Origin of the sequence: Treponema sp. OMZ 305, from assembly GCF_024181325.1 — a bacterium.
Taxonomy (GTDB): domain Bacteria; phylum Spirochaetota; class Spirochaetia; order Treponematales; family Treponemataceae; genus Treponema.
This window is the reverse complement of record NZ_CP051300.1, coordinates 533352-559194: the sequence shown is the minus strand read 5'-3', so window position 1 is coordinate 559194 and position 25843 is coordinate 533352. Positions and strand designations below refer to the sequence as shown.

Below are 25843 nucleotides of genomic sequence, written 5' to 3'. Positions count from 1 at the left end.
ATTATAAATACTCTTGCACTAAGCCACGGAATTTTCTATACTGATATGAGCCTCTTATAATCGATAATTCCGGAGGTTTTTCCTAAATCAGAAACACAAAGGCATCTCTAAAAACGAAATCTTTTAGCGGTTCCTATAAGTGAGGTAATTATGAACGATATACGGTTATTATGGAAAGAAAGTATTGCACGCGCACTTACATCGATGCTGCCTGAAGGCGCCGAAGCCGTTACGGCGGAGCGAATTGCAATGGAAACGCCGCCCGATCCGAATCTGGGCGATTTAGGTTTTCCGCTTTTTAGTTTTGCAAAAACATTGCGTTCCGCTCCTGCTAAAATAGCAACGGAACTGTTACCCAAGCTGCAAGCCGATGCTGCCCTCAAAGGAAAGGGAGAAGTGAAAGCGGTGGGGCCGTATATTAACGTCTTTTTGCCCAAGGGTGAAACGGCTGCTCAGATTCTCAACACCATTATTAGCGAGAATGAAAACTACGGAAAGACAACGACCCTTGCCGGTAAAAAAATCATGGTTGAGTTTTCAAGCCCTAACACCAATAAACCGCTGCACCTCGGACACCTGCGTAATGACGCTATCGGCGAAAGCCTCTCCCGCATTCTCCAGTTCAGCGGAGCGGATGTATACAAAACCAACATCATCAACGACCGCGGCGTACACATCTGTAAATCGATGCTCGCGTATAAACTTTTCGGAAACGGTATCGATCCTGTAAAGGAAGGCATAAAACCCGATAAGTTTGTCGGCGATATGTATGTTCAGTTTCACAAATACAGCAAAGATCATCCCGAAGCCGAAGATGAAGCGCAGGAGATGCTGCGAAAATGGGAAGCGGGCGATCCTGAAACAATGAAGCTGTGGAAGACGATGAACGGCTGGGCGCTGCAGGGTATTGAACAAACATATAACCGCACCGGTGTTTCGTTTGATAAGCTTTTCTTTGAAAGCGATGTATTCCGCAAGGGACGTGCCGAAATTCTGGAAGGCTTAAAGAAAGGTATTTTCTATAAAGATGAGGACGGTTCCATTTGGATAGACCTTAAATCGATCGGGTTTGAAAAGAAACTGCTTCTGCGCGGAGACGGAACATCCGTATACATCACGCAGGATATCGGGCTTGCAATAACCCGCCACGCTGAATGGCCGTTTGATAAGCTCATCTATGTCGTCGGTAACGAGCAAATTTATCACTTTAAAGTGCTCTTCTATATTATGAAGCAGCTCGGCTACGAATGGTACAGCGGCTTATATCACCTCGCTTACGGTATGGTGAACCTTCCGGAAGGTAAGATGAAGAGCCGCGAAGGTACCGTTGTAGATGCGGACGATCTTATTACCGAGCTTAAGAACAGCGCGTTAAAAGAGATTGCATCCAAAGGCCGTGAAGACGCAGTAGGCAATCCCGAAGAAGTTGCGGAAAAGGTCGCGCTCGGCGCATTGCACTACTTCCTGCTCCAAGTGGACACAATAAAAGATATGCTGTTCAATGCTTCGGAGTCTCTTTCGTTCAACGGCAACACCGGCCCGTATATCCAATACATGGGTGCGCGTATTTCTTCTATTTTACGCAAGGCTGATACGGAAGAAGGCAAAAAAGCGAAGGCAGGCGTTTGCAAGCCGGAACTGCTTAGCTCCGATATAGAATGGGAATTACTGAAAAAACTGGAAGAATTTCCCGCTCAAGTAGACAAGGCCGCCGCCCAGTATGCACCGATGCTGATAACAAGCTATCTTTACGACCTCTGCAAGCTGTTTAGCCGCTTCTATCATGACTGCCCCATCCTCGGTGCGGAAGATCCCGATGTTGCTGCAACCCGGCTTGCGCTTGCAAAAGCCGTATATATCGTACTGAAAAATGCAACAGGACTTGTGATTGTTCCTTTCCTTGAGGTTATGTAAGCGAGCAGCCTTTTAACAATTGTACGGGGAGCGGACATCTGCGCAGATGCTCACGAAGCAGCTGCCGATTCCGGATACGAGGCAGATGAAAACCGGTTATTTAGCGGAACGGTCAAAACAGTTACAGCTGGCAGCGCTCTCCATCGCGCAGGGAATGCAAGCCGGAAGCTTCCGCAGTCATTTTCGCGGCAGAGGCATTGAGTTTGATGCACTGCGTGAATATGAAGCGGGGGATGATATCCGCAGTATCGACTGGAACTTGATGGCACGGAGCGGCAAAACCTTTGTGAAGCTCTACCGTGAAGAACGGGACTTGCGGCTTTTTTTGATTGCCGATGTTTCCGCTTCGATGGAAGCAGGCTGTACTATTGATTCACCGCAAGAAAAACTATTGGAAGCAGCAGCGCTGATCACCTTTGCAGCGGAACACTTACATAGCTATACGGGACTCCTCGCTTTTGACGGAAAGGTTGCGCGAATATTCCAGCTCCGGCGCGGAAGAGAGCCAAGCTTGCATATACTGAGCGCTCTGGAACGGATTGCCGTTTCGGGCACTAAAAGTAAAGGAACAGCCCTAGCGCCTGCGCTTGAAGCGGCGGCAAAGCTGCTACGGCAGCGGGCGCTCGTTATTATTCTCTCCGATTTTAAAGTAGAAAATTTTGAAAAAGAGTTGGGTCTATTGGCGCGCCGTCATGACGTTGCAGCAATCCGTATCACAGCCCCTTATGATGAAGCGCTGCCCGCCGCAGGGATATTACGCTTTGCCGACCCAGAAACGGGGTTGGAGCGGCTATTACCGACCAATTCCCATCAGTTTCGGCAAGAACGCATCCGTCGTATAGCCGAGGACACCCAACAATGGGAAAATACCTGTATACGCTGCGGAGCATATCCGCTCGTGCTACCATACGACGGCAATACGGTAAAGCTCTTGAATCAATTTTTTTTGACCGGCAAATACGGTATTCACCCCTTTAGCCGATACCGGCCGCAAGCGGATACGGCATTATGAACGGGGTACTCATTCCTCAGCGTATCTTTGTCGGCGATACGGCGCAGTTTCTTTTCCCGTTGTCCGAAAAAGAATACAAATCTTTAACCGCGAGCGGCTTTACTGCTGCCGTACCTATTCCGCTTAAAGGCATGACGCAAAGCGACGTAATGACAATCAACGAAATCATGATTGTGAAACGGGAAACAGGGTACTACCTCGCCATTACATTCGTCCCATGGGAAACAGGCGAAATTGAGTTCCCCGCTCTTACTTTCTTACAATTACACCGTAAACTTCCGGCAATCTCCGTTTCTTCACTCTTAGGAACCGGCGAACGGGTAAGCCTTCAGCCGCCGAAGCCGCCGCTATTACCGCCGGGAACCGATTTTTTATTATACGGCGCGGCGATTATAAGTGTCGGGCTGCTTGCGGCGGTAGGTACCGGAGTATGGCAGCTGCTTCGTAAACTACGAAAAAAAACACTTGGCACGGCAAGAAAACGGCTGGCGGTACTGCGTAAGCAGCTAAAGCGATTATATAAAGCAGCACGGAAAATTCAAAAACACATGCCTCCGCTCGGTGCAGCTTTCGATACAAATCCGGTTTCTGCGGATATGAACTCGATTGTCGGCGAAGTTTCTCAAAATACGAAAAGCGCCATAGAAAGCTGGTATGCGGGCATTGATCGCTGTCTTCGCAACTATATATGGGCTTTGTATATGGACAATACCTGTGAAGCCCCAACAAAGGATGAAGCATATTTTTTAAGCGCGACATACACGGAGTTAACGAAAACCCTTACGGAACTATTTGCTCCAAAACGAAATATTGCCGATCTATTTTACATCTTTTATGCTATGCTGGAACAACAGCGCTTTGCAAGTACCCCCACTGATCTAATCCGCAACTATACTGCCGTTTCTCAGGATATGCTTAAACAAGTCCCGCGCATTGCCGAAAAAGCGGAAGCTGAATGCGCCCTACTCATCGAAATAATTCATAATTAAGAATTCATAGCTATAAATGCGCGCTCTGGACAGCCGCCCGTATTTCCAATACTATAGAGAACCTATGTATTCAATCGACCATATCCGCAATTTTTGTATTGTTGCTCATATCGATCACGGAAAGTCTACGCTTGCCGACCGTCTTATAGAAAAAGCAAAGGTTATCGACGAACGCTATTATCGGGCGCAGATGACCGATAACATGGACATTGAACGGGAGCGCGGCATCACTATCAAAAGCCAAGCGGTTACCATCCCGTACCGTGCCGCCGACGGGCAGGATTATCTTTTAAACTTTGTCGACACTCCCGGACACGTTGACTTTACGTATGAGGTCTCCCGCGCTATTGCATCCTGCGAGGGGGCAATTTTGATTGTAGATGCGACGCAGGGTGTGGAGTCTCAAACACTTTCCAATATGTACCTTGCGCTTGAGCATAACCTCGAAATTCTGCCGGTCATCAACAAGATCGATTTACCGGCGGCGGATATTCCGGCAGTGTCTGCTCAGATTGATCACGATTTAGGGCTTGATTCCGATATCGCCGTTGCGGTTTCGGCAAAGACCGGCAAAAATATCGATGCGCTTTTTGAAGCTATTGTAAAACACTTTCCGCCGCCGACCGGTTCCGCAGAAGCGCCCTTGCAGGCGCTCATCTTCGACTGCCACTACGACGCATACCGCGGCGTTATTATCCACCTGCGGGTGTTTGAAGGGACGGTAAAGCCCGGCATGACCATCCGCTTTATGCACAGCAATGCTGAATACCGTGTAGAAGAAACCGGTGTTTTTATCCTTGACCTTGTGCAGCGGGATTCTCTCCGTGCCGGAGAAGTCGGCTACATTATCGCGGGGATTAAAACAGTCTCCGATGTGCAAGTCGGCGACACGATCACCGATGCGGCACGCCCCTGTGCGGAACCCCGTGCAGGGTTTAAAGCGGTTAAGCCCGTAGTGTTTTCTTCCGTGTATCCCGTCGACACCAACGACTACGAACAGCTGCGCGATGCCTTTGACAAGCTCAAGCTCAATGACGCAAGCCTCACCTACGAAAAAGACTCTTCCGTTGCGCTTGGACACGGGTTCCGCTGCGGCTTTTTGGGGCTGCTCCATCTGGAGATTGTGCAAGAGCGACTTGAACGGGAATTCGACCAAGCGGTTATCTTTACCGCGCCGTCCGTGCAGTATCGCATCCACCTGCGGAACGGAGAAACGATGATCTGCGACAACCCCGCCGAATACCCCGACGAAGGTAAGATCGCCTCGGCTGATGAGCCGTATATCAAAGCGAATATCATCACTCCGACGGAATACCTCGGTAATATTATCTCCCTCTGCATCGAAAAACGCGGCGTGCAGACCAATATGAACTACCTTGACCAAAAACGGGTAGAGGTTACGTATGAAATGCCGCTTGCGGAAGTGCTGTTTGAATTTTACGACCGGCTTAAAAGCATCAGCCGCGGCTACGCGTCATTTGAGTATGAAGTAATCGAAATGCGCCCGACGGAGCTGGTTAAAATTGATATTCTGCTGAACGGCAAACCGGTGGACGCACTTGCGCAGCTTTCGTATAAACCCAACGCCTACAACAAGGCGCGCCACGTGTGCGAGCAGCTAAAGGAAGAAATTACGCGCCAGCAGTTCAAAATCGCTATTCAAGGCGCAATCGGCAGCCAAGTTATCGCACGGGAAACGGTTAATCCGGTGCGCAAGGACGTGCTGGCAAAGTGCTACGGCGGCGACATTACCCGCAAACGCAAGCTCCTTGAAAAGCAGAAAGAGGGAAAGAAGCGCATGAAGATGGTCGGCGATGTGGAGCTGCCGCAGTCTGCCTTCCTTTCGGTACTCAAAACCAAGAGCGAATAGCGGTTTGAGCCTATCCTTCGATAACCTGTATCTCAAATTCCAGCTGAGGCATACACTCCGCCAAATCGCTTTGAATCCGCTTAAGCGCTTCCACACGCATTTCTACGGAAGTATTGGCATTCCCTGTGATAATAAAGATTGCGTTTTTTGTTCCGTCGTCAAATTTATAATCTTCCCCGTCGCGGACACCAAGCCATGCAATAATACCTTTAGAGTCGCGGTATACGTAATCGGTTTCGGCAACATGCTTCTCAGTCGATGAAATCGGAAGAAAAACCCCCGCTTCCTTATTGACGGTAAATTCTATCTGCCCGTCTATCTTATCAAGATCGTGCCCGCCAATCGCTAAAAGCGAATGTAATGATTCGACGTTGTAGATATCGATAACACTATTGATGTGCGGCATAGAACCGCGGCGCTGAATGTTCCGAATAAATGCGGGAACAGTCGGCGGATACTTTTTGATACTGCGCCCGACGCTTTGCAGCAAATCGGCATAGCCTTGAGTAATCGGATTATGCAAAACCTCATCAACATCGCACTGTAATGCCCAATCTTCCATCTTTTTTTGCTTTTTTAAGAATGAATCGGATAATTTCGCGTGCGGATCGATATTTTTTGCAACGCCAATCACAACACTTGTAATCCCGAGTTCAACGATACTTTTATCGATAATACATTTCATAGCAGCATGCCTCCGAATTCTTATATTAGACCTATTCGATAACTGCGTTTTCGAACAGGTTTATTGTATATAATTCCTATTTCTAATTATACCTTCGTTAGTAATTTTTTAAAAGCCTATGCAAAATTTACGCAAAATTTGCGCTGTCATTTCTTTATAACTGTGGTATAATGGTCTTTACTATTTAGAAACTCTAAAACCTAAAATTTTTAGAGGGTTTCTTTAATTATTTTTGATGGATAAAATAATGTGTATGGCAATAAAACCGTTGAAACCGTTAAAACTTGATCTATCCGATCTTGACGAAAAAATGACGCTCGCAGTTGCAGAACTGAGAAAAAGCTATCCGCTTAGAATTAGCGAAGACGGTATTCCCGTTATGTTCAAAAAAGTGAAGAACTCCGAAATTTCCACAACTTTTAGAAACGGCGTGTGCGAAATTGAAGCGGATTCTGCGCCGCATTTTTATTTTGCGTTGTCGATGTTGTTGCTTAAAAGTCAAACAATTGAAGATTCTCTGCTCTACTCAAGGCGGGATGCCCAGCGTTTATTGGAATTCCGCATGGATCATGTTTTTACAAAAAACGGCTTAATGCTCGATCTTTCCCGTAATGCTGTTGCACATATCGATATGCTAAAACAGCTTATTCGCGAAATGGCCTTTATGGGACATTCGTGGTTTATGCTGTATATGGAAGATGTGTACGAAGTTGAAGGCGCTCCTTACTTTGGTGCATTACGCGGACGGTATTCCATCAAAGATTTGCAGGAGCTCGACCGCTATGCGCAGATTTTCGGCGTACAGTTGGTTCCGTGCATCCAGACGCTTGCTCACATGGATCAATATTTTATGTGGGAGGCGATAGAATACAAGTATAAAGATATCGATAACATCTTTAATATTGCTAATGCTGAAGTCCGGGTACTGCTTACACGGATGATTGCGTCGTTACGCAAAGCATTTTCTTCGGATATTATCCATATCGGAATGGACGAAGCCCATAATCTGGGACGTGGGCGCTATTTGGATGAAAACGGACTCAAACAAAAGAGGAATATTATGGAGGAGCATCTTGCTTTTATGAAAAACCTCTGCAAAACATACGGCTTTAAGCCTATCGTTTGGGATGATATGTTCTTTGGCCGCTATTCCAATAACAAAGAAAATACTGAGCCGATTATCCCCCATCAGGTAGGATTAATGTACTGGGATTACTATAGCTGCTTGACCAAGCATTACCGAAAACACCTGCAAGTATGCCGAGCGCTTACGAAAAAGACCATGTTTGCCGGCGGAGCATGGCGCTGGACGGGATATATACCGCATCATAAGAAAACCCTCGAAACAACACTTGCTGCTATTGAAGCTTGCCGAAAGGAAAAAGTCAAAGAAGTCATCGTTACTTCATGGGGTGATGACGGCAGCGAGGCTCCGCTCTATACCTGTATGTTCGGTTTGGTGCTCTTCGCCTATCTTGACTGTCATCCCAAATATCAAGAAGCGGGATTTGCGCAGTATCTAAGGCTCTATACCGGTATGGGGCTTGACGAATGGATGCGACAGGGAGAGCCGGATTTGTTTGAAGGAACAACCGGTAACGATTATGATATAACGCCGTCGAAGTATCTGTTATATCAAGACCCGCTCGGTTCAAAATTTCTGTATTATATACGGACGTTGACAACCGATATGGATGCCGTCTATAAAAAACTCGAGCAAGCCTTTACCGAGGATGCAGCCAATACGGATAATCCTCTTCAGCGCAGCATTGCCGAATTTTATGCATTGATGATGAAGACGCTTTATTATAAGTGGAGACTCCCCTTGGATATTTGGGAGGCCTATAAAAAAGCGGATAAAAGAGCATTGCAGGCATTGATCGAAAAGAAGATACAACCGCTCAAAATGGCATTAGCCGCAATGGCGAAGGCACGGCGGCGGGTATGGATGGAAGAATGCCGCGGGTTCGGTTCAGAGGTGTTGGATCATCGCTTCGGGGCAATGTTGATGCGGCTGGAAGTTACGCAGGAATTACTAGCCGATTATATACAGGGTAAGATTACGCACATTGATGAACTTGAAGAAGAACGGCTCGATCCATGCCCCGAAGCGAATAAAACACTTGAACCGCAAGCGGTACGCTATAACCGTGCCTTACGCATTATGACCGCCTGCCGAGAAACGTGGTAAGGCAAAAAGGAGTGTAAAATAAAAGCCGTACAAATGGCACGGCTTTTATTTACTCAAGTTTGCTCAAACGCAAACTTGTATATCATCTGCACGTTCTCACTTCGTTGTGAACGTGCGTAAAAAGTCAATCGAAAGTTGATACTTTCTTCTTGACTTTTTATGGGAGATAAAGACGATGCAAACTACGTATCAGACAATGAGCGATGGCGCTTCCCTCGCCGTTTATACATGGCTTCCTGAACAACATCCGAAGGCGGTGCTGCATATCGTGCACGGGATGGCGGAACACGCTCTCCGGTATGATGATTTTGCACAGGCAGCGTGCAAAAAAGGTTTTGCCGTAGTTGCATCCGACCACCGCGGTCACGGAAAGACCGGTGCAAAGAGCGGCTTAATGGGGTACCTTGCCGACGGAGACGGGTTCGGACGTGTTGTCGAAGATCAAAAAGAAATCAATGCGGAGATACAAAAACAGTATCCTGCACTTCCAAATGTCATCGTCGGGCATTCGTTCGGCTCCTTTGTAACGCAGGAATACATCGAACGGTACGGTACAACGGTAAAGGCGGCCGTTCTCATCGGTTCTGCAGGCCCTAACCCCAGCGTATCTGTTGCCTCGCTGCTTGCAAGCCTTACCAGCGCATTCAAAGGGAGAAAATCCGTTGCCAAGTTTATGAATGCATTAGTTTTCGGTTCGTATAACAACAGAATCAAAAATCCGCACACAGCCTTTGACTGGCTTTCGAGAGATGAAAACGAAGTAAAAAAATATATCGATGATGAATACTGCGGATTTGTCTGTACTGCAGGTTTCTTTCAGGATTTTATGGGCGGTTTAAAAAGGCTCCATACGCAAGAAGCTTTAAAAGGTATACCAACTGATTTACCTATTCTCATTACCGCCGGTTCGGAAGACCCCGTTTCCAACGGAGGCAAAATGCTGAAAACCCTTTATCGTATCTATCAGAATATCGGGATACGGGATGTAACGTTAAAACTATACGAAAACGCCCGACACGAAATCTTAAATGAGACAAATAAAGAAGAAGTAAAAGCCGATATCTTGGGATGGATAGAAAACAGGCTATAACCTGCTTTTAAGGAAAAGATTACAATAAAATAGCGGGATGAAATGGAATGGCGCTTTAGTAAAAAAGATGCACTCTTCTTTAGTGAATTTGCAGCGGTAGCCGCTTTTTTATTACTTCCTCCGCTGTTTTCAGCGGTACCGTTTACCCTTCCGCCTAAGCCGACCGGACTATATGCGCAGAGCGTTTTTTGCTGTTACACGATATGCGCAGCTGTGTATGAAGAAATACTATACCGGCTCTATACTCCGAATCGGCTGCATCGCATTTACACTCATTATGTCGAACCGCGCTTGCAAAAAAATTCGCCCGCAGCAAAATGCTCTGCACGTTTACCGCTTTCGTCTTTCTCTTATATATGCAGCGAGAATAACATCGCGTCGTTTTTTGAATTGTGCTTCACCGAATTTCCCGCCCTCTTGCTCTTCACACTGGCACACCGTTACCTCGGACTCTCTTCCATGCTCTTTGCCGCAGGAGCCGGAATCGTATTCCGCATTGCCTATCTCAAGCTCAAACAGGTGACTCATCCCGCGGCGAGTATCGCACTAGTAGCCGCAGTCCACGGTCTTTGGAATATCGGGGTGTATTATTACCTGTGGGGTCACAGCGCTGCAGCTTAACTTTCCGCCGTAGATTTATTCCTTACAATCACCCCGTATCTGTTATCTGTATAACTGCAAATTAGGTTATAAGCTCATTTCGTCATTTTGATCATATCGTTCTCCTATAGCACATTGTATCGATATAGTATACCATAATTGCAGCGGTGGAGAAGAGTAAATGAACGTATATGATTTGATTGCAGACCATTACAGCGAACTTTTCCCAGTTGAGGCGGAAAAGCTTGATTTTATCCAACACCTTTGTCCGTTGCCGGGCAGATTGTGTGATGCCGGTTGTGCAACCGGCGATCTGGCGTTGGGATTACATCAACGCGGATACGATATATACGGACTTGACTTAAATGCAAAGATGATCGGAATTGCCGAACAAAAAGCTGCCCATACGTTCGGTATCCGCACATCAGGAGAATTGGCATTCCATCGAGCGAACATCGCCGATATTCTGCAATTCGGTACCTGTAACGGCGTACTGTGTTTCGGCAATACGCTCCCGCATTTACCTGATGAAGCAGCGCTTCGCCGTTTTTTCAGTTCCGTGTATCAGTCGTTACAGGGGTACGGTATTTTTATTGTTGAAGTTCTCAATTACGACCGCATCCTTGCTGAGAAAAAAATGAACTTTAAGGATAAAGAAACGGACGCCTTTATTTTTAAGCGGCGCTATGATTTTTTACCGGACGGGAATATCAAGTTTACTATAGAATTTACCGACAAGACGCACGATACTATAGATTCAGACTTTACGGTGCTGCATCCGCTGCAACGGCAAACACTTTTAACCTTATTTGAACAGACGGGATTCCAGTCCGCTGCCGCCTATTCGGACTACAGTTTTACCGAAAGCCGTGCAGAGGATTACGCTGTAGTATATGTTGAAAAAAAATGTATTTTGAAGGATGCGTAGCAAATTTTCCCGATCTTTTATAGATGTCATATTCTCATTTTGATCAGGAGCAACTTATGCGAACCGTAAAAACCTTTTGTATGTCCCTCATTTTTTTTGCACTTATTGTGATAAACGGTATATCCGCAGAAAGTACCAAAGATTATAAAGTGCTGATCGGTATGTCGCCCGACAAGGCGGTACAGCTTAAAGGAATTAAGACGCTGGTAATTGATGCGGAATTTTTTTCTCAAGAAGATATTGCACAGCTTCACAAAAACGGAAACACGTATATCTTTTCTTATTTAAATATCGGCTCTATCGAAACATTCCGCGATGATTACGCAGCATTTACAGATACGGCGTTAGGACACTACGAAAATTGGGATGAAGAAAAATGGGTAAATGTTGCGGATAAAAAATGGCAGAACAGAATAAAAAATAAGGCGCAGCTTTTGTCTCAAAAAGGCATAGACGGTTTTTTTCTTGATAACGCTGACGTGTATTATCATTATCACACACCCGAAATATATCAGGGACTGATAGCTCTCTTGCATACAATACATACGGAGCATAAACCCATTATCATTAACGGCGGCGATACGTTTATAACCGAAGCGATGCGGCAAGATTCCATTAAAGGGATGGTACACGGGGTTAATCAAGAAAGCGTCTTTACCGAAATACATTTTAAGAATAATACATTCGGAGCAAAGTCTGCAGAAGATAGAGAGTATTTTTTGGAATATCTGGCTCAATGTAAAAGGTATGGCCTCGCCGTCTATATACTCGAATACGGCGCAACGAAACAGCTGACAAAAGAAATAAAAGCATATTGCGAACGCAACGGATTTACCTACGACATATCCCCTTCATTACAACTCGATAAGCTATTTTGAGGTTAGACAAATGGCATAACATATCAAAACCGCCCGCTATCCATGGCGGTTCGGAAAGTCTTGACCTCTAATCGAAAGGCTGCTTGTCTAACAGCTCATACACTGATATAGTACGCTATGCACACAGAAAAAATTATTATCCTTGATTTCGGAGGGCAGTATAGCCAGCTCATTGCCCGCCGTGTCCGCGAATGCGGAGTATATTGCGAAGTCCTTCCTTTCGACGCGGAACTTTCCCGCATACAAAGCGTTTCTTTAAAAGGGATTATTTTAACCGGAGCGCCCGATTCGGTATATGCCGATGATGCGGCAACCTGTAACCCTGAAATATTCAACTTAAAAGTACCGGTGTTGGGTATCTGCTACGGAATGCAGTTGATGACCTATTTGCTCGGCGGAAAAGTGCAGCCTGCAGAAAAAAGCGAATTCGGTAAGACGAAGCTGTACACCGGCGGAGATGCAGCGGGTGCAGCGCTCTGGAAAGATTGCCCGGCAGACTCCATCGTGTGGATGAGCCACAACGACAGCGTATCTGCTATTCCCGAAGGATTTACCGTCATTGCGAAAACGGATAACTGTCCTATCGCTGCAATGGCGAATACCGAGCGCCGATGTTACGGCGTACAATTCCATCCCGAAGTATTACACTCCGTATACGGCATACAAATGCTCAAAAACTTTGTGCGCGGTATTTGCGGATGTACCGAAGTATGGAACGCCGCAACCGCTGCCGACACGGTTATTCAGGAAATAAAGCAAAAGGTCGGAAACAAAAAGGTTATATCGGCTCTGTCGGGCGGCGTGGATTCCTCCGTCGCTTCGGTACTGGTGCATAAGGCTGTCGGCGATCAGCTTACCTGTATTTTTGTCGATCACGGTCTTTTACGTAAAGACGAAGCCGCGCAGGTATTAAAAACCTACCGCGAAACACTCGGCCTTAATATCATCCATGTGGATGCATCCGAGCGGTTCTTAAAAAAACTTGCCGGAGTAACCGAACCCGAACGTAAGCGGAAGATTATCGGTGAAGAATTTATCCGCGTCTTTGAAGAAGAAGCAAAAAAAATCGGCACGGTTGACTTTTTGGTACAGGGAACCATCTATCCCGATGTTATTGAATCCGGCGGCAGCAAAAAGGCGGCTGTCATAAAATCCCATCACAATGTCGGCGGACTTCCCGAAAATATCGACTTTAAAGAATTGATTGAACCGCTGCGGATGCTGTTTAAGGATGAGGTGCGGGCGCTCGGCACGGCGCTTGGTATTCCCGACGAATTAGTCAAGCGGCAGCCCTTCCCCGGCCCGGGACTCGCGGTGCGTATCTTAGGAGAAATCACTCCCGAACGACTGCATTGGGTACGCGAAAGCGATGCCATTCTCCGCGAAGAGATTGCGCAGGCGGGTTTGGCGGATTCTATTTGGCAGTATTTTACCGTCTTCCCCAATGTTCGCACGGTCGGCGCCATGGGCGACGGTAGAACGTATGACAACCTGATAGCAATACGGGCGGTAACATCCGTCGATGCGATGACGGTTGAGATCGCAGAAATCCCATATCCGCTGCTGCAAAAGATTACGCTCCGCATCATCAACGAAGTAAAAGGCATCAACCGTGTGGTGTATGACATTACGCCCAAGCCTCCTGCAACCATTGAATGGGAGTAACATAACCGTATGAGCGTTTCCCACTTTCGCATAAAGCGTTTTTTAAACCATCCTTTTACCCTTATTACCATGCTTGCGGTATTGCTTTGTTTTTCATGCCGGTCGGTTCCGCCATCCATTCCTAAAGCGATTATGGGAACCGGACGCATGACGCAGGAGCAACTTGTTTCGTTTTTTTTAACGCAAACCGCCTTAGCGCAAGCAGCCGAAGCCGATCAGGAAAAAGTAAAACGATTAGCAGGGTATTATCTGGAAGAGTCCGCCGCCGAAGGGATAAATGCCGATATCGCTTTTGTGCAGATGTGCTTGGAAACCGGCTTTTTACGGTTCGGCGGATTGGTAACCGCAGACATGAACAATTTTTGCGGACTCGGCGCCGTCAACGCAGAAAACCCGGGCTTGGCGTTCCCCGACGAACAAATGGGAGTCAGGGCGCATATTCAGCATTTAAAGGCCTATGCCAGCGCCGAACCGCTCAACCTTCCGTCCGTAGATCCGCGTTATCGCTATGTAAACCCAAAAGGCAAGGCGCCGTATATTTACAACCTTGCCGGAACGTGGGCATCGGATCCCGCTTACGGGCATAAGATAGACCAGCTCCTGCGCCGCATGTACGCAGGACTATAGAAGGAGATCAGAATGACAATAGCTGAACGTATTAACGTATTGCGCAATAAAATGGCGGAATGCGGATTTGACGCGTATTATATTCCAACCGCCGACCCGCATCAGTGTGAATATCTTGCCGAACACGATAAGACCCGCGTCTTTATTTCCGGCTTTACCGGCTCTGCGGGCGCCGTATTGGTTACAAAAGACAAGGCCTTTTTATGGACTGACGGCCGCTATTTTTTACAGGCTGAAAAAGAATTGGAGGGAAGCGGTATCCTCTTGCAAAAAAGCGGAGAGCCGAATGTACCGACTGTGTTTGAATATCTTGCGCAAACGCTTCCTGTGGGAAGTACGATCGGCATGGACGGGAAAGTGATGTCGGTCAATTCGTTCGCACAGTTTAACTCGTCGCTTCCCGATATGAAGTTTGTTACTGACCGTGATCTTATCGGGGAAATGTGGACTGACCGCCCTGCACCCGTATTAAGCGCCGCCTTTATACTCGATGTCCGCTATACGGGAAAATCCGCCTCCGAGAAAATCGAGGAAGTCCGCGCAGCGCTTCGGGAAAAGAAAGCGGAGTCAACGGTTATCGGGGCTTTGGAGGATGTTTGTTACCTCTTTAATATCCGCGGCAACGATATTGAATGCACGCCGGTTGTTACCGCCTACGCCTTGGTTGATATGCAGAACGCACGGCTTTACATTGACGCGCGGCAAATGACAGATACGGTAAAGGCGACGCTGGAAAACGAAGGAGTCTCCGTTGCACCGTATGAAGCGATTTTCGCCGATGCCGAAAAGCTGCAGGGTACGGTCTACCTTGATCCCGCACGGACAAATATCTTCTTACGCAACAAGATTAAAGCGGATATAATAGAAGGTCTTAATATCACCTCTTCGATGAAAGCGGTGAAAAACAAAATCGAAATTAAAAACTACCGGCATGCGTTCCTTAAAGACGGTATCGCGATGGTCAAAATCCTTAAATGGGCGGAAGATCATGCCGATAGCGGCGTTACCGAATGGGATGTTTCCGAACAGCTGTTGCGCTTCCGTGCCGAACAGCCCGACTTTATCGAGGCGAGCTTTACCACGATTGCAGGATACGGGGCGAATGCGGCGATTATTCACTACGGACCTAAAAAAGCAACGGCCGCAACCTTACAGCCCAAAGGCTTTTTATTGCTTGATTCAGGCGGACAATATAAAGACGGAACAACGGATATTACCCGTACCATTCCGCTTGGCCCGCTCACCGCAGAAGAAAAAGAGGACTATACGCTGGTGCTCAAAGGGCATATCCAGCTTGCTTTAGCCCGCTTCCCGGAAAACACCACCGGCTATAAGCTCGATATCCTCGCCCGCAATCCGCTCCGAAAATACGGCAAGGACTATAAGCATGGTACCGGACACGGCGTCGGGTATGTGTTGGCCGTTCACGAAGGGCCGCAGAATATCGGACTTCGCTATACGGATACTCCGATGAAGGCGGGAATGATTACCTCCAACGAACCCGGTTTTTACTGCGCCGGAAGTCACGGTATCCGCATCGAAAATCTCACACTGACAAAGGAATGGAAAACGACGGAGTACGGCACCTTCTTGGAGTTTGAAACGCTGACGCTCTGCCCGATCGACACACGGCCGGTAGTGAAGGAGCTGTTACTCCCCGAAGAACTCAAGTGGCTGAACGATTATAATCAAGCGGTTCGCACGGCGCTGGAACCTCATTTGGATGAAACACATCGCGCCTTCTTAAAAGAGCGAACACGGGCGCTGTAAGATGGCAGAACAGCAGACAGCTGCAGGACGGATTATTATGGGGCTTGACCCCGGGCTTGCCCATACCGGCTACGGCATTATTGCTGTGTCAGGCAGCAGGATGCGCTGTATCGATTACGGTGTTATTCAAACGGAGGCGGGGCAAGTACAGGGAAACCGGCTGCTCATTGTCTTTGACCGACTTACGGAGCTTATCCGCACATACCAACCTGTCGCCGCCGGTATCGAAACGCTCTATTTCGCAAAAAACGTAACGAGCGCTTTGAGCGTTTCGGAGGCGCGCGGCGTAACCCTGCTTGCCTTAGCGCAGGCGGGAGTTCCCGTCTTTCAATACGCGCCGAACGCTATTAAAAAAGCGGTTACCGGCATCGCGCAGGCGGAAAAGCAGCAGGTGCAGCTAACAGTACAGTTGCTGCTCGGCCTTAAAACGATACCGAAACCGGACCATGCCGCCGATGCGCTGGCGGCGGCTATTACATACATAAATACAGGTGTTTAGATTTTCCCAACTAAGTCAATCGACGGATACAGCGTTTTTTCACAGGGGTGCCGTTTTCCTAGAACCCTTCGCCGCGCACTAATGCGACAACGCACAAAAACAATGCAAAGAGCGTGTATACGTATTTGCCGAGGTAGTACCATCCGTTGCCGTAGCGTTTCTTTGCGCCGGTGTTGATTTCGTCCAACAGCTCATCTTTTTTCATTACCCAGAACCACGAAACAGCGCCGAGCACTGCACCGATCGGGATAATATATGTGGAGACCAAATCCATCCATGCACCCCAGCCGCCGAGAATTGCGCCCTTGGTTTCTGCGATGGGTTCCATAAATACACCGATGCCGAAGGTGATGACGCCGAGTACGATAATCACCACAGTTCGTTTTAAGCCTTTAAACGTATGCATCAGCGATTCGGCGACAACTTCAAGCATATTCTGCAAGGACGAAATTCCTCCGAACACAACGACAAGGTACAGAATGATACCGAATATTCTGCCGCCGGGCATTTTTTGAAGAATAGAAGGGAGAACAACGAACAGCAAACCGGGACCGCCTGCGGGATCCATCCGATAAGCAAAACACGCGGGGATCATCACAAGGGCTGCAACAACCGCCGCGATGGTATCGAACAGTGCAGTATTTTTTGCTCCCGCTACACAGTCATGATCTTTACTTAAATAAGCGCCGTAGACAATCATCCCCGATCCGGTAATGGATAGCGAGAAAAAGGCCTGCCCCATCGCGGTTATCCACACAGACGGATTTTTTAAATGGCTCCAATCGGGGATAAATAGGAACTTATATCCTTCAAAAGCGCTGGGCAAAAATGCCATACGAACCGCCAATGCTGCAAATAATATGAAAAAGAGCGGCATCATTATTTTATTTGTTTTTTCTATCGTATGTGCACCGAGCACAATGGTCAGCAGCGTTACAATAATAATAACCGCGTGATAGGGTACAACGCTGAACTGCTTAAAGGCAAAGGATTCAAACCACTGTCCGGGTTCTACCGTCATAATATTGCCCAATACGGACTGCGTAAAAGCCTTGAGTACATACGCGATGATGACGGCATACCCGATAGCGATTGTAATTGAACCAGCCAAGGGCAGCCACCCGATTATCTTACCGATGCCCTCAAGGTCTTTGCGGCCGTGCTTCCACGCATAGGCATAGGAACCGAGCGTCCCCGTACCGCTGCGGCGGCCGATTGCGTATTCTGCGGAAAGTCCGACATATCCGAAAAGGATAACAAATAAGATATAGATGAGCAAAAAGGCGCCGCCGCCGTTGCTTCCGAGCTTGTAGGGGAAGCCCCACACATTCGCCATACCGACAGCTGAGCCGACGCAGGCGAGAATAAACCCTATGTTGCTGACAAACCTGTTATGTTTTTTTTCCATCTTTTACCTTTACATCTGAGGCTTCGGTTCCTGTCGCCGGTTTTATAGGCGTTGACGACGACGTTTTAGAATCAGCTGACGGTTTCGTCTGTGAGTTCTCATCTTTTACCGTACCTGTCTCGGTTGGTTTCGCAGCATCTTGTCCGCTCTTAGAATGGGAATCGGCCTTTTCCGCTTGGCTTTCGGCGGCGTCTGCCGTATCTTTCTTATCCTTCATGTTATCGTTCTGATCCTGCATTTTACCGTCTTTATCCTGACTTTCGTTTTCCTGTTTTTTCGGCTCTTCCTGCGCTTTTTTGATTTTTTCTTCAAGTTCCGCTAAGGCCTTGTTCTCGCTGCTTTCGGTAAATCGGGTTTTCAGCTCTGTAATAAAAGCCGTTGCTTCATCATAGCGTTTGGAAAGAATCAGTATGCGGGCATAATTGAGCGCTGCATCGGGATTTTCCGAATCCTCATCGTACAGTTTTTTATACATTTCACAGGCGCGCGATTCATCGCCGGTTGCTGCAAGGCTGTAGGCATACGCTTTTGCAATCAGCACATTGCCGGGCGCTTCTTTGTATTGCCGTTCGAGGATATTCTTTGCCTTTCCCCAATCGCCTTGCAGCCCGTACACCCGTGCCAAATTATATTCCGCCGCATTTTTATGTGCAGGATCCTTTGCCGCCTTTAGATAAAACTCCACCGCTTTATCGTACTTTGATACTTCGGTATAGGCTTGGGCAATCTCAAAATAGGCTTTCGCCGTTTCGGAGTCGACATTACCCTTTGCAAACGTGCCTGCAGCGGTTATAAAAAGCAGTAAGCAAAACAGTATGATTTTTTTCGGTACCCGATCGGCACTATTGCGTACAGCCTCGGCGGAGTTAACAGCTGTACTCTGTTGAATCGCCGCTCCCGCCGTCAATTGCACAGCTCTCTCATCAATACGCTTATTTATTTTGAAGTACCACATTCTCAATCGCTCTCAACTGGTGCCGGTAAAGGCCTGCAATAGTCGCGCCATAATCTGCAATAAGCTGAATCATATTCCGCGGATGCTCAGCCTCATCGATGCCGTTGATTCTATCGCCGGCATCTCCCAGCCCGGGAAGGATATAGGCGGCGGAGTTCAATGCGGGATCCATCCATAGCGTGTATACCGTACAGTTTTTTAAGGCGCGGGCGGCACAAAGGGCTCCCTTGAGCGAGGAGATGACATGGAAACAGCTGATCGATTTCGGTTTTACCCCCTGCCGTTCAAGGTATTTGACAACGGTAATCAAACTGCCGCCGGTTGCATTCATCGGATCTGCAAAGATAAGGTCTTTTCCGTTTAAGTCTTCCAAATTGAAATATGACATATCCAGATTGAGGACGTACTGCATATCATCGACTTTTTTTGTATCATCCCGTTTAATCTTAAACAGCGCGAACGGGGTTACATAGCCGTGTGAAGAATATTCTTCAATCTCCTTGGACATAATCATCGACGGAAGGAGTGCGCCGCGCAGCATAACACACATGACGGTGTTTTCTATTTTATGATCGATGTCGCAGATTTTATGTACGGCATAGTTCTGTACGGGAACGGTAACCGGCGTTTTGGAAATAAGGTAATTTTTGCTGTCCTCGTGGCTTCCGCTATACGCAAGTTTGAACAGCATTTCATAGGCACGCTGCGTATAATAGACAAATTCATTATGGCCGGTTTCGCTGCTGCGCAGTTTTGCCATAACACGGGAGGCTTCCGCATGGCTTGCAAAATCGGTATTGAATGAATAGACCTTGAGCTGAGGTACTTCTTTGCAGATTTCCTGCAAAATCTTTCCCATTTTATCATATAATGCGATAATCTCAGTTTCAGCCGTATCTTTTTCTTTTATATCCGCGGCAGCATCGAGCCGTGTAAATTGTTGCATTGTCTGATTATACAGTTCATCCAATTTCTTGAGGTATGCAGTATCCTTCGACGTTAAATAGCCTTGAAGCGATTCCGCTTCCATAATAACTTGTTTCATATCAAACTCCTCTATTAAATTAAATACATAAACGCGGTCGGCTTTTTAAGACATCTAAGACACCCGTGTTCACAAAAAAAAACGCCCTTAAAAAAGAGCGTTTAAAAAAAATTCACTAAAATGAAACACCGGCTGCAAAGGGAAAGGCAACAACAGCGGAATACCTTCCCCATTTTTTCGAGTACAGAATTTACATCCAATGCCGAAGTGCAACCATGTTTTGCCATTTGCGCAGTATTCTAATAGAATGAAAGCAATTGTGCAAGCCGTTCCTTTCCGATTATCTTCATAAAACCGGCAAGGCGCGGTCCTTGGTCTTTCCCAATCAACGCCTGATAAACAGCGGTAAACAGCGCTTTCGGTTCGATTTCGCACGCATGAGCTACATCATACAGCGCAGTTGAAAAAGCTTTTTCATCAAGCGCGTCCATCTGCGGTAACAGCTCGTCGCGGATTTTGCAGAGCGCAGCGGTTTCGGCTGCGGAAAGAGCCGCCTTGCCGCCGTCAGTACGCAGCGCAAACCGAAAATCTTCCGGCGCACATTCAGTAATCCAATACCATGCGCACTTCGCCCGCGCTTCAAAACGCTCCCGCTGTTCTTCTTTCATATCCGGCAAAAGCTTCATGACTGCAGCGATGTCTCCTGCGTTAATTTGCAATAAATTACAGAGGTGTCTGAACGGAATTTGATAGGATATGCACGGCGGCATTCCCTCAACCTGTGAAAGTTCATAGATGCGGCGCTCCTTTGCATATACCTCATCGTTTTTCGCTTTATCGACACCCCATGCGATGCGCTCGGTTTTATCGTAATCCTCATAGGTTTTGATAACGTCCAAGTCAAAGCTGATGGAGAATTCCGTGTTCGGCCTCGTTCCGGCAAACAGGTACCGCGCAATTTCAGGCTGATACACGTTCAAGACATCGGACAGACTGATAACCTTCCCCTTCGACGACGACATTTTACCCGGCAAGCCCTTGATGCCGATAAAATCGTAGCGGAAGCTGACGGGAGCAGGCCAGTTATAAATTTCATCCGCGACAAGCCGCGCCGTGTCGAATGAGCCGCCTTGGCTGTGATGGTCTTTTCCGGCAGGTTCAAAAACCGTTTTTTCAAACTGCCAGCGCATCGGCCAGTCGACTCTCCATCCAAGTTTTAATTCCTTTGAAGTACGCAAGTCAGCCTTTTCCTGATGCCCGCAGCTTGTGCAGCGGTATTCCAATCCGTATTCGCCGTCATAAGAAATTATTTCCGTAGTGTCTTTATTACACTTGCAGCAAAAAGCCGCGACCGGCCAATATTCTTCCGTTGCGGGAATTTTATGCTCATCGTCGCGGTAACGGTTTAAACAATCTTTTATTTTGTCGCGGCTCTGCAGCGCTTTTTTCATCCCCTCGGCATACATACCGCTGCGGTACCGTTCAGCCTGATATAAAAACTCGGGATAAATACCAACGCGCGGCAGCGTCTGCTCTACATCCGTTTCGTGATGGCGCGCATACGAGGTGTCGCGACCGGTTGTATCGGGAACCATCGTTATAGGATACCGCAGATAGTTTTGCAGCGTTTCCTTTCCGGGCATATTTTCTGGTACTTTGCGGAACACATCGTAATCGTCCCAAGAATAAATAAAGCGTACCTTTTTGCCGCGGTCGCGTAACGCGCGTACAACTAAATCAACCGAGATAATTTCCCGGAAGTTCCCAATGTGAACGGTTCCCGACGGCGTGATCCCCGAAGCGCACGTATAAGAATCCAAATCGCCGCGCTCGCGTATAATCTTCTCCGCAGTTTGATCCGCCCAATGTACTAATTTCTGATTGTTTTGCTCTTTACTCATGTTGTCCTTGTGTTGAACTCAAACGCCCCTGTCAATCAGGCTCGAAAGGTTGTGTTTTAGTGATTATTCGAAAAATATTGCGGAATTGTATACTGCGCAGTCGATTGTGTCAATTGAAAATGCACTACCGTGCAGCGTTGCTGTACGCCGCCAATTCTCGCCCTTGATTGCAGATAATGCTGTAGAGGCAGGTATCGAGCAGTATCCCCGAAAGTTCTTGCCCCATTGTGCGAATCTGCATATCGGTTTTATTTAAGAGCGATATAATGCGGTATACGGTCTGCTCACTCCACTGTTTACTCGCCCGGCGATATTGGTCGATTGCTTTTTTCGAGGTAAAGCCTGCTTTTTTTAAGCTGAAATCATCGAGTCCGCCGGTTTGCGCAAGATTGTACCAGTCACGCAGCCGCCGAAAGCAGTAAGTAAGTCCCGCAATCAGCTGTACCGGCGAAGATTCTTTGGAAAGGGTCAGCTTTTGGCGGATATTCAGCGCATATTCCAGATTGGCATTGCTCAGCGCGTCAAAAAGCGTAAACGGCGTTTCTTCTTTGTTATGCGCAAGCAGGTGTTCAACGGTTTCCGCAGTCAGCGTTGCACCCTGTTCAAAAAAGAGGCTGATATGCGCACAGGTAGTTTTTAACGCTTCGGTGTTATTTTCTACCAACTCCAGCAGCACCTCGATAGCATCCTGCTCAATACTGATCTTCGACTGCGCAAAAAAACGGCGGATCCAATCCTGCTTTCTATTTTCAAAAAGCTCCCAGAATATTTTTTTATGATCTTTGGGAACCAGCGCTTCAATTTTTTTATCGATGCCGATTTCATCGGAGATCAGGACTAAAAAAGCGCCGACTTCGGAAGGAGTCTGCTCAACCCACTGCGTAAGCGCCTGTATATCTTCCTTTTTTTTGATTATTTCCGCATTTCTGACAACGGCAAACCGAGCTTCCGCAAACAGGGAGCCGTTCTGCACGGCATCCAAAACAACCGATATTGAAGTATCCGCTGCATAAAAGAGATGATTGTCGAGCTGTCCGTATTTTTTTTCCGCGCTTTTTCGCAGCGCTTCAAGCGCATCGTTCCGCTCTCCCAACTCGGGGCCGGTAAAAAGCCATAAAGGAGCACTCATCTTTTTGCGTTATTCCTCTTCAAATTTCGAGGCAAAAAGCTGTTCAAGCGCTGCGATGGCTTCGGCTTCATCGGCGCCGTCTGCGGAAACGGTCAGTTCGGTTTGATACCCTGCGGCCATTGTCATTACGCCCATAATGGATTTTGCATTCACGGTAATGTTTTCTTTTTCAAACATAATATTCGACTGAAACTTAGCTGCCGTTTGTACAATCAACGATGAAGGACGCGCATGGATGCCGGCGCGATTTTGCACAATAATCTTCTTTGTTACCATAGATATTTTCCTTAGTAGGTATCATCCGCCGAATAATAAGGTACACGGCTTGTATCGCTTTCCATCCAGCGCAGAATATTTTGATTAAATTCTTTCGCAGAATAAACGCCCATACTTTTAAGCCGCTCATTCATTGCGGCCGTTTCTAAAATAATCGGAATATTCCGCCCCGATTTTACCGGTATTTCCAAAAGCGGTAGTTTTACATCCAGTATCTCGGTGGTAAGCTCTTCAGTACCGATGCGGTCATATACTTTGTGCGAATCCCACTCTTCCAACTTTGCCACCAGCTGTATCTGCTTCTGTTCCCGCACCGATCGGACGCCATACAGCTGCATGATATTGATAATGCCCAGCCCCCGTATTTCCATGTGGTGGCCGATCATCTTATTGGCGCCGCGCCCGATTAAGCTATTCCCGTTGATACAGGTGATCTCGACCACATCATCAACCACCAATCGGTGTCCGCGTTCCACAAGCTCAAGCGCCGTTTCGCTTTTGCCGACCCCAGAATCACCTAAAATAAGAATACCAAGTCCGTACACTTCTACCAGAACACCATGGATTGCCACTGTCGGGGCGAACACGTTAGAGAGAACACGCATCAACCGCACGGAAAGCGCACTGGAAGAAAGATCCGTTTGCAGCACGGGGCAGCCGGTTTCCTGTACCAGTTCCAGAAATACCGGAGGCGGAGTGATATTATGAGAGAAAATACAGCAAGGGATATCGTAGGTCATCATTTTTTTTATATTTTCGACGGTATTGCTTTCGATGAGTTTTTGTAAATACGCGCATTCCCCCCTGCCAAACAACTGAACGCGCTGATACGCAAAGGAATCAAAGAAACCTGAAAGCGCAAGCCCGGGACGATTTAAATCCGCAACGGTAATGCTGCGCGTCAATCCCTTTTGTCCGCACACGCAATGCAGGTGAAGCGCATCGTGCTCCGTTAGGTCGAGATCGAGTAACTCAAGTACCGTTAAACTCTTAGAAAGCATATACGCGAGTATAGCGAACCGGCGTATCTTTGTAAATGTGTTTACCCTAAGCTCAATCTTTCAAGGCTTTCAGTTCGGTCTTGAGCGAGGCGCTTTCGCGTGATTGGCGAGCAAGGCGGTCAGCAAGAAGCCGCGACAAAAAAATACCGTAATGCGGGTAAGATTCGATCAGCTTCATAAATTTCATCTTAGGCACTTTAACTAACGTACCATTTCCGATTGCGACAACCGTTGCCGACCGTCTATCATTAGTGAGAAATGCCATCTCTCCGATAAAAATATCCGCGGGAGTCAGCACCGTTAACAGCGTATTGTCGACATAAACAGCATAGCGGCCGGAGCGAATATAAAAAAGATTGCTTGATTCATCGTTTTGACGGCATACCACCTGCAAGTGATTAAAATGAAAGGTTTCCTGCTCCCGCAAAATTGCCGGTGTGAGGTTTGCACTGTTTTTTTGATTTGGAACCTCGAATGAAACCTCGTTCCCCGCATCATTATAATACAGTTCTTTTACAAAACTTTGGCTCATCTTAATGCCCATCCCATGTAAACCTGCTTCAAAAGGCGCATCGAGCGCGGAACGCCAGTCAAACCCTGGGCCATCATCTTTGATGGTAATCCGCGTGCGTTCAGGAGAAATATTGTATGTGATGAGAACTTTTTTCGTTCCGACAGCAGGATCCATCTGCTTTATTCTGATAAGCTCAAGTACATCCTTTCCCTGTTTAAGCCATTCGGTTTTCTCATCATAACTGATATTGCAATTACCGTGCTCTACAGCGTTCAGCAGCAACTCCATCATCGCGCCCTGAAACGCACTCCGTTCCGCTTCATTCACACGATCGGTATTATAAAGGTATGTAGAGATAAGATTTGCATAGAACATAATTTCAAACGGATCGGTCTCACTGGTAAAACTGCCGTGTTCAAGCTCGTTTGCCGGATGACTCATTCCACGGTTGACTAAAAAATGTTCATGATGATTTAAGATTTTAATAATCTGCGCAACATACTGTTCAAATTCCTTGCGCGTTAAAACGAATAAAAAGTTAGGCTCTTTCCGTTGTGTCAGTGTCGCTTTTTGTTCCTGCGAATCGGTAATTGCAATAACTCCTCCAAACAGCAGCCACGGATCATCCTTTACTACTTTAAGGCATTTTTCCGCATGAACCGCCGGATCACCGAAATCGATAATCTTGATCTCCGGCATTTCGTATCGGAAAGCCGAAAGCACCTCGGCGTAATCATGTAATTGTTGCGAAATAATACTGAAATTAGACTGTTTACATGCCTGCTCCATCGCATCTACGGTGGTTGCAACGGTACTGACAATCGGTATCTTCTTCATAACTTTTATCCTTCTGTGTGAAATTTTATAGATATACAAAATTTCACACTACTTTTAGGAAAGACGGATAAACACATCAGACACATTACCGCCACGGATGGCGGTGATATAAAGCAATA

At 47.1% G+C, this 25843-nt stretch carries 22 protein-coding genes; 13 read left to right on the top strand and 9 right to left on the bottom strand.

The window, feature by feature from the left end; all coding sequences use genetic code 11:
- The first annotated feature begins 150 nt into the window (after positions 1-150).
- The 4 genes from argS (at position 151) to lepA (ending at position 5785) form a co-directional block, all read left to right on the top strand.
- Positions 151-1914, top strand: a complete 1764-nt coding sequence (gene argS, locus ABK01_RS02540) for an arginine--tRNA ligase (RefSeq protein ID WP_253676143.1) — start codon at positions 151-153, stop codon at positions 1912-1914.
- 85 nt (positions 1915-1999) lie between these two features.
- Positions 2000-2926 (top strand): DUF58 domain-containing protein, encoded by a 927-nt coding sequence (locus tag ABK01_RS02535; RefSeq protein WP_253676142.1) that lies wholly within the window; start codon positions 2000-2002, stop codon positions 2924-2926.
- Entirely contained in the window at positions 2923-3915 is a 993-nt protein-coding gene (locus tag ABK01_RS02530; RefSeq protein WP_253676141.1) for a hypothetical protein, read from the top strand. The genes ABK01_RS02535 and ABK01_RS02530 overlap by 4 nt, the downstream gene beginning before the upstream one ends.
- 64 nt (positions 3916-3979) lie before the next feature.
- The gene (gene lepA / locus ABK01_RS02525) at positions 3980-5785 is read left to right on the top strand and encodes a translation elongation factor 4 (RefSeq protein ID WP_253676140.1); all 1806 of its coding nucleotides are present in this window, start codon (positions 3980-3982) and stop codon (positions 5783-5785) included.
- A 10-nt stretch (positions 5786-5795) separates the two neighbouring features.
- Here the strand turns inward: lepA and ABK01_RS02520 are convergent, their stop codons facing one another.
- The gene (locus ABK01_RS02520; RefSeq protein ID WP_253676139.1) at positions 5796-6470 is read right to left on the bottom strand and encodes a B3/B4 domain-containing protein; all 675 of its coding nucleotides are present in this window, start codon (positions 6468-6470) and stop codon (positions 5796-5798) included.
- Between the two features lie 253 nt (positions 6471-6723).
- Here ABK01_RS02520 and ABK01_RS02515 point away from each other — a divergent pair, with 253 nt between their 5' ends.
- The 9 genes from ABK01_RS02515 (at position 6724) to ruvC (ending at position 16718) form a co-directional block, all read left to right on the top strand.
- Entirely contained in the window at positions 6724-8661 is a 1938-nt protein-coding gene (locus ABK01_RS02515; RefSeq protein WP_253676138.1) for a beta-N-acetylhexosaminidase, read from the top strand.
- A gap of 175 nt (positions 8662-8836) precedes the next feature.
- The gene (locus tag ABK01_RS02510) at positions 8837-9751 is read left to right on the top strand and encodes an alpha/beta hydrolase (protein ID WP_253676137.1); all 915 of its coding nucleotides are present in this window, start codon (positions 8837-8839) and stop codon (positions 9749-9751) included.
- 42 nt (positions 9752-9793) lie between these two features.
- A complete protein-coding gene (locus ABK01_RS02505; protein ID WP_253676136.1) occupies positions 9794-10372 on the top strand; it encodes a CPBP family intramembrane glutamic endopeptidase in 579 nt (192 codons plus the stop codon).
- Between the two features lie 160 nt (positions 10373-10532).
- Positions 10533-11279: a class I SAM-dependent methyltransferase gene (locus tag ABK01_RS02500; RefSeq protein ID WP_253676135.1), complete on the top strand. Its 747-nt coding sequence runs from the start codon at positions 10533-10535 to the stop codon at positions 11277-11279.
- A 56-nt stretch (positions 11280-11335) separates the two neighbouring features.
- Positions 11336-12157, top strand: coding sequence for a glycoside hydrolase family 191 protein (locus ABK01_RS02495; protein WP_253676134.1), 822 nt, complete (start codon positions 11336-11338; stop codon positions 12155-12157).
- 117 nt (positions 12158-12274) lie between these two features.
- On the top strand, positions 12275-13822 hold the full coding sequence (gene guaA, locus ABK01_RS02490) for a glutamine-hydrolyzing GMP synthase (protein WP_253676133.1): 1548 nt from the start codon (positions 12275-12277) through the stop codon (positions 13820-13822).
- A gap of 69 nt (positions 13823-13891) precedes the next feature.
- Positions 13892-14449 (top strand): glucosaminidase domain-containing protein, encoded by a 558-nt coding sequence (locus tag ABK01_RS02485; protein ID WP_371922029.1) that lies wholly within the window; start codon positions 13892-13894, stop codon positions 14447-14449.
- 12 nt (positions 14450-14461) lie between these two features.
- Positions 14462-16219, top strand: coding sequence for an aminopeptidase P family protein (locus tag ABK01_RS02480; protein ID WP_253676131.1), 1758 nt, complete (start codon positions 14462-14464; stop codon positions 16217-16219).
- A 1-nt stretch (position 16220) separates the two neighbouring features.
- Positions 16221-16718 (top strand): crossover junction endodeoxyribonuclease RuvC, encoded by a 498-nt coding sequence (gene ruvC, locus ABK01_RS02475; protein WP_253676130.1) that lies wholly within the window; start codon positions 16221-16223, stop codon positions 16716-16718.
- A 58-nt stretch (positions 16719-16776) separates the two neighbouring features.
- Here ruvC and ABK01_RS02470 read toward each other — a convergent pair whose 3' ends face one another.
- From ABK01_RS02470 to ABK01_RS02435, 8 genes are all read right to left on the bottom strand, one after another.
- A complete protein-coding gene (locus tag ABK01_RS02470; protein ID WP_253676129.1) occupies positions 16777-18126 on the bottom strand; it encodes a sodium-dependent transporter in 1350 nt (449 codons plus the stop codon).
- Complete coding sequence (locus tag ABK01_RS02465) at positions 18110-19039, bottom strand: tetratricopeptide repeat protein (RefSeq protein WP_253676128.1); 930 nt, start codon at positions 19037-19039, stop codon at positions 18110-18112. The genes ABK01_RS02470 and ABK01_RS02465 overlap by 17 nt, the downstream gene beginning before the upstream one ends.
- Positions 19040-19058: 19 nt before the next feature.
- Positions 19059-20141 carry a uracil phosphoribosyltransferase gene (locus tag ABK01_RS02460; RefSeq protein WP_371922028.1) on the bottom strand — a complete coding sequence of 361 codons (1083 nt, stop codon included), beginning with the start codon at positions 20139-20141 and terminating at the stop codon, positions 19059-19061.
- A gap of 224 nt (positions 20142-20365) precedes the next feature.
- Positions 20366-21967 (bottom strand): lysine--tRNA ligase, encoded by a 1602-nt coding sequence (gene lysS / locus ABK01_RS02455; RefSeq protein ID WP_253676126.1) that lies wholly within the window; start codon positions 21965-21967, stop codon positions 20366-20368.
- A gap of 124 nt (positions 21968-22091) precedes the next feature.
- Positions 22092-23096 carry a DNA polymerase III subunit delta gene (gene holA, locus ABK01_RS02450; protein ID WP_253676125.1) on the bottom strand — a complete coding sequence of 335 codons (1005 nt, stop codon included), beginning with the start codon at positions 23094-23096 and terminating at the stop codon, positions 22092-22094.
- Positions 23097-23105: 9 nt separating this feature from the next.
- A complete protein-coding gene (locus ABK01_RS02445; RefSeq protein WP_212565922.1) occupies positions 23106-23372 on the bottom strand; it encodes an HPr family phosphocarrier protein in 267 nt (88 codons plus the stop codon).
- Positions 23373-23383: 11 nt separating this feature from the next.
- Positions 23384-24373, bottom strand: coding sequence for an HPr(Ser) kinase/phosphatase (gene hprK, locus ABK01_RS02440; RefSeq protein ID WP_212565921.1), 990 nt, complete (start codon positions 24371-24373; stop codon positions 23384-23386).
- A 52-nt stretch (positions 24374-24425) separates the two neighbouring features.
- Entirely contained in the window at positions 24426-25724 is a 1299-nt protein-coding gene (locus ABK01_RS02435) for a cyclic nucleotide-binding domain-containing protein (protein ID WP_212565920.1), read from the bottom strand.
- Positions 25725-25843 lie beyond the last annotated feature (119 nt).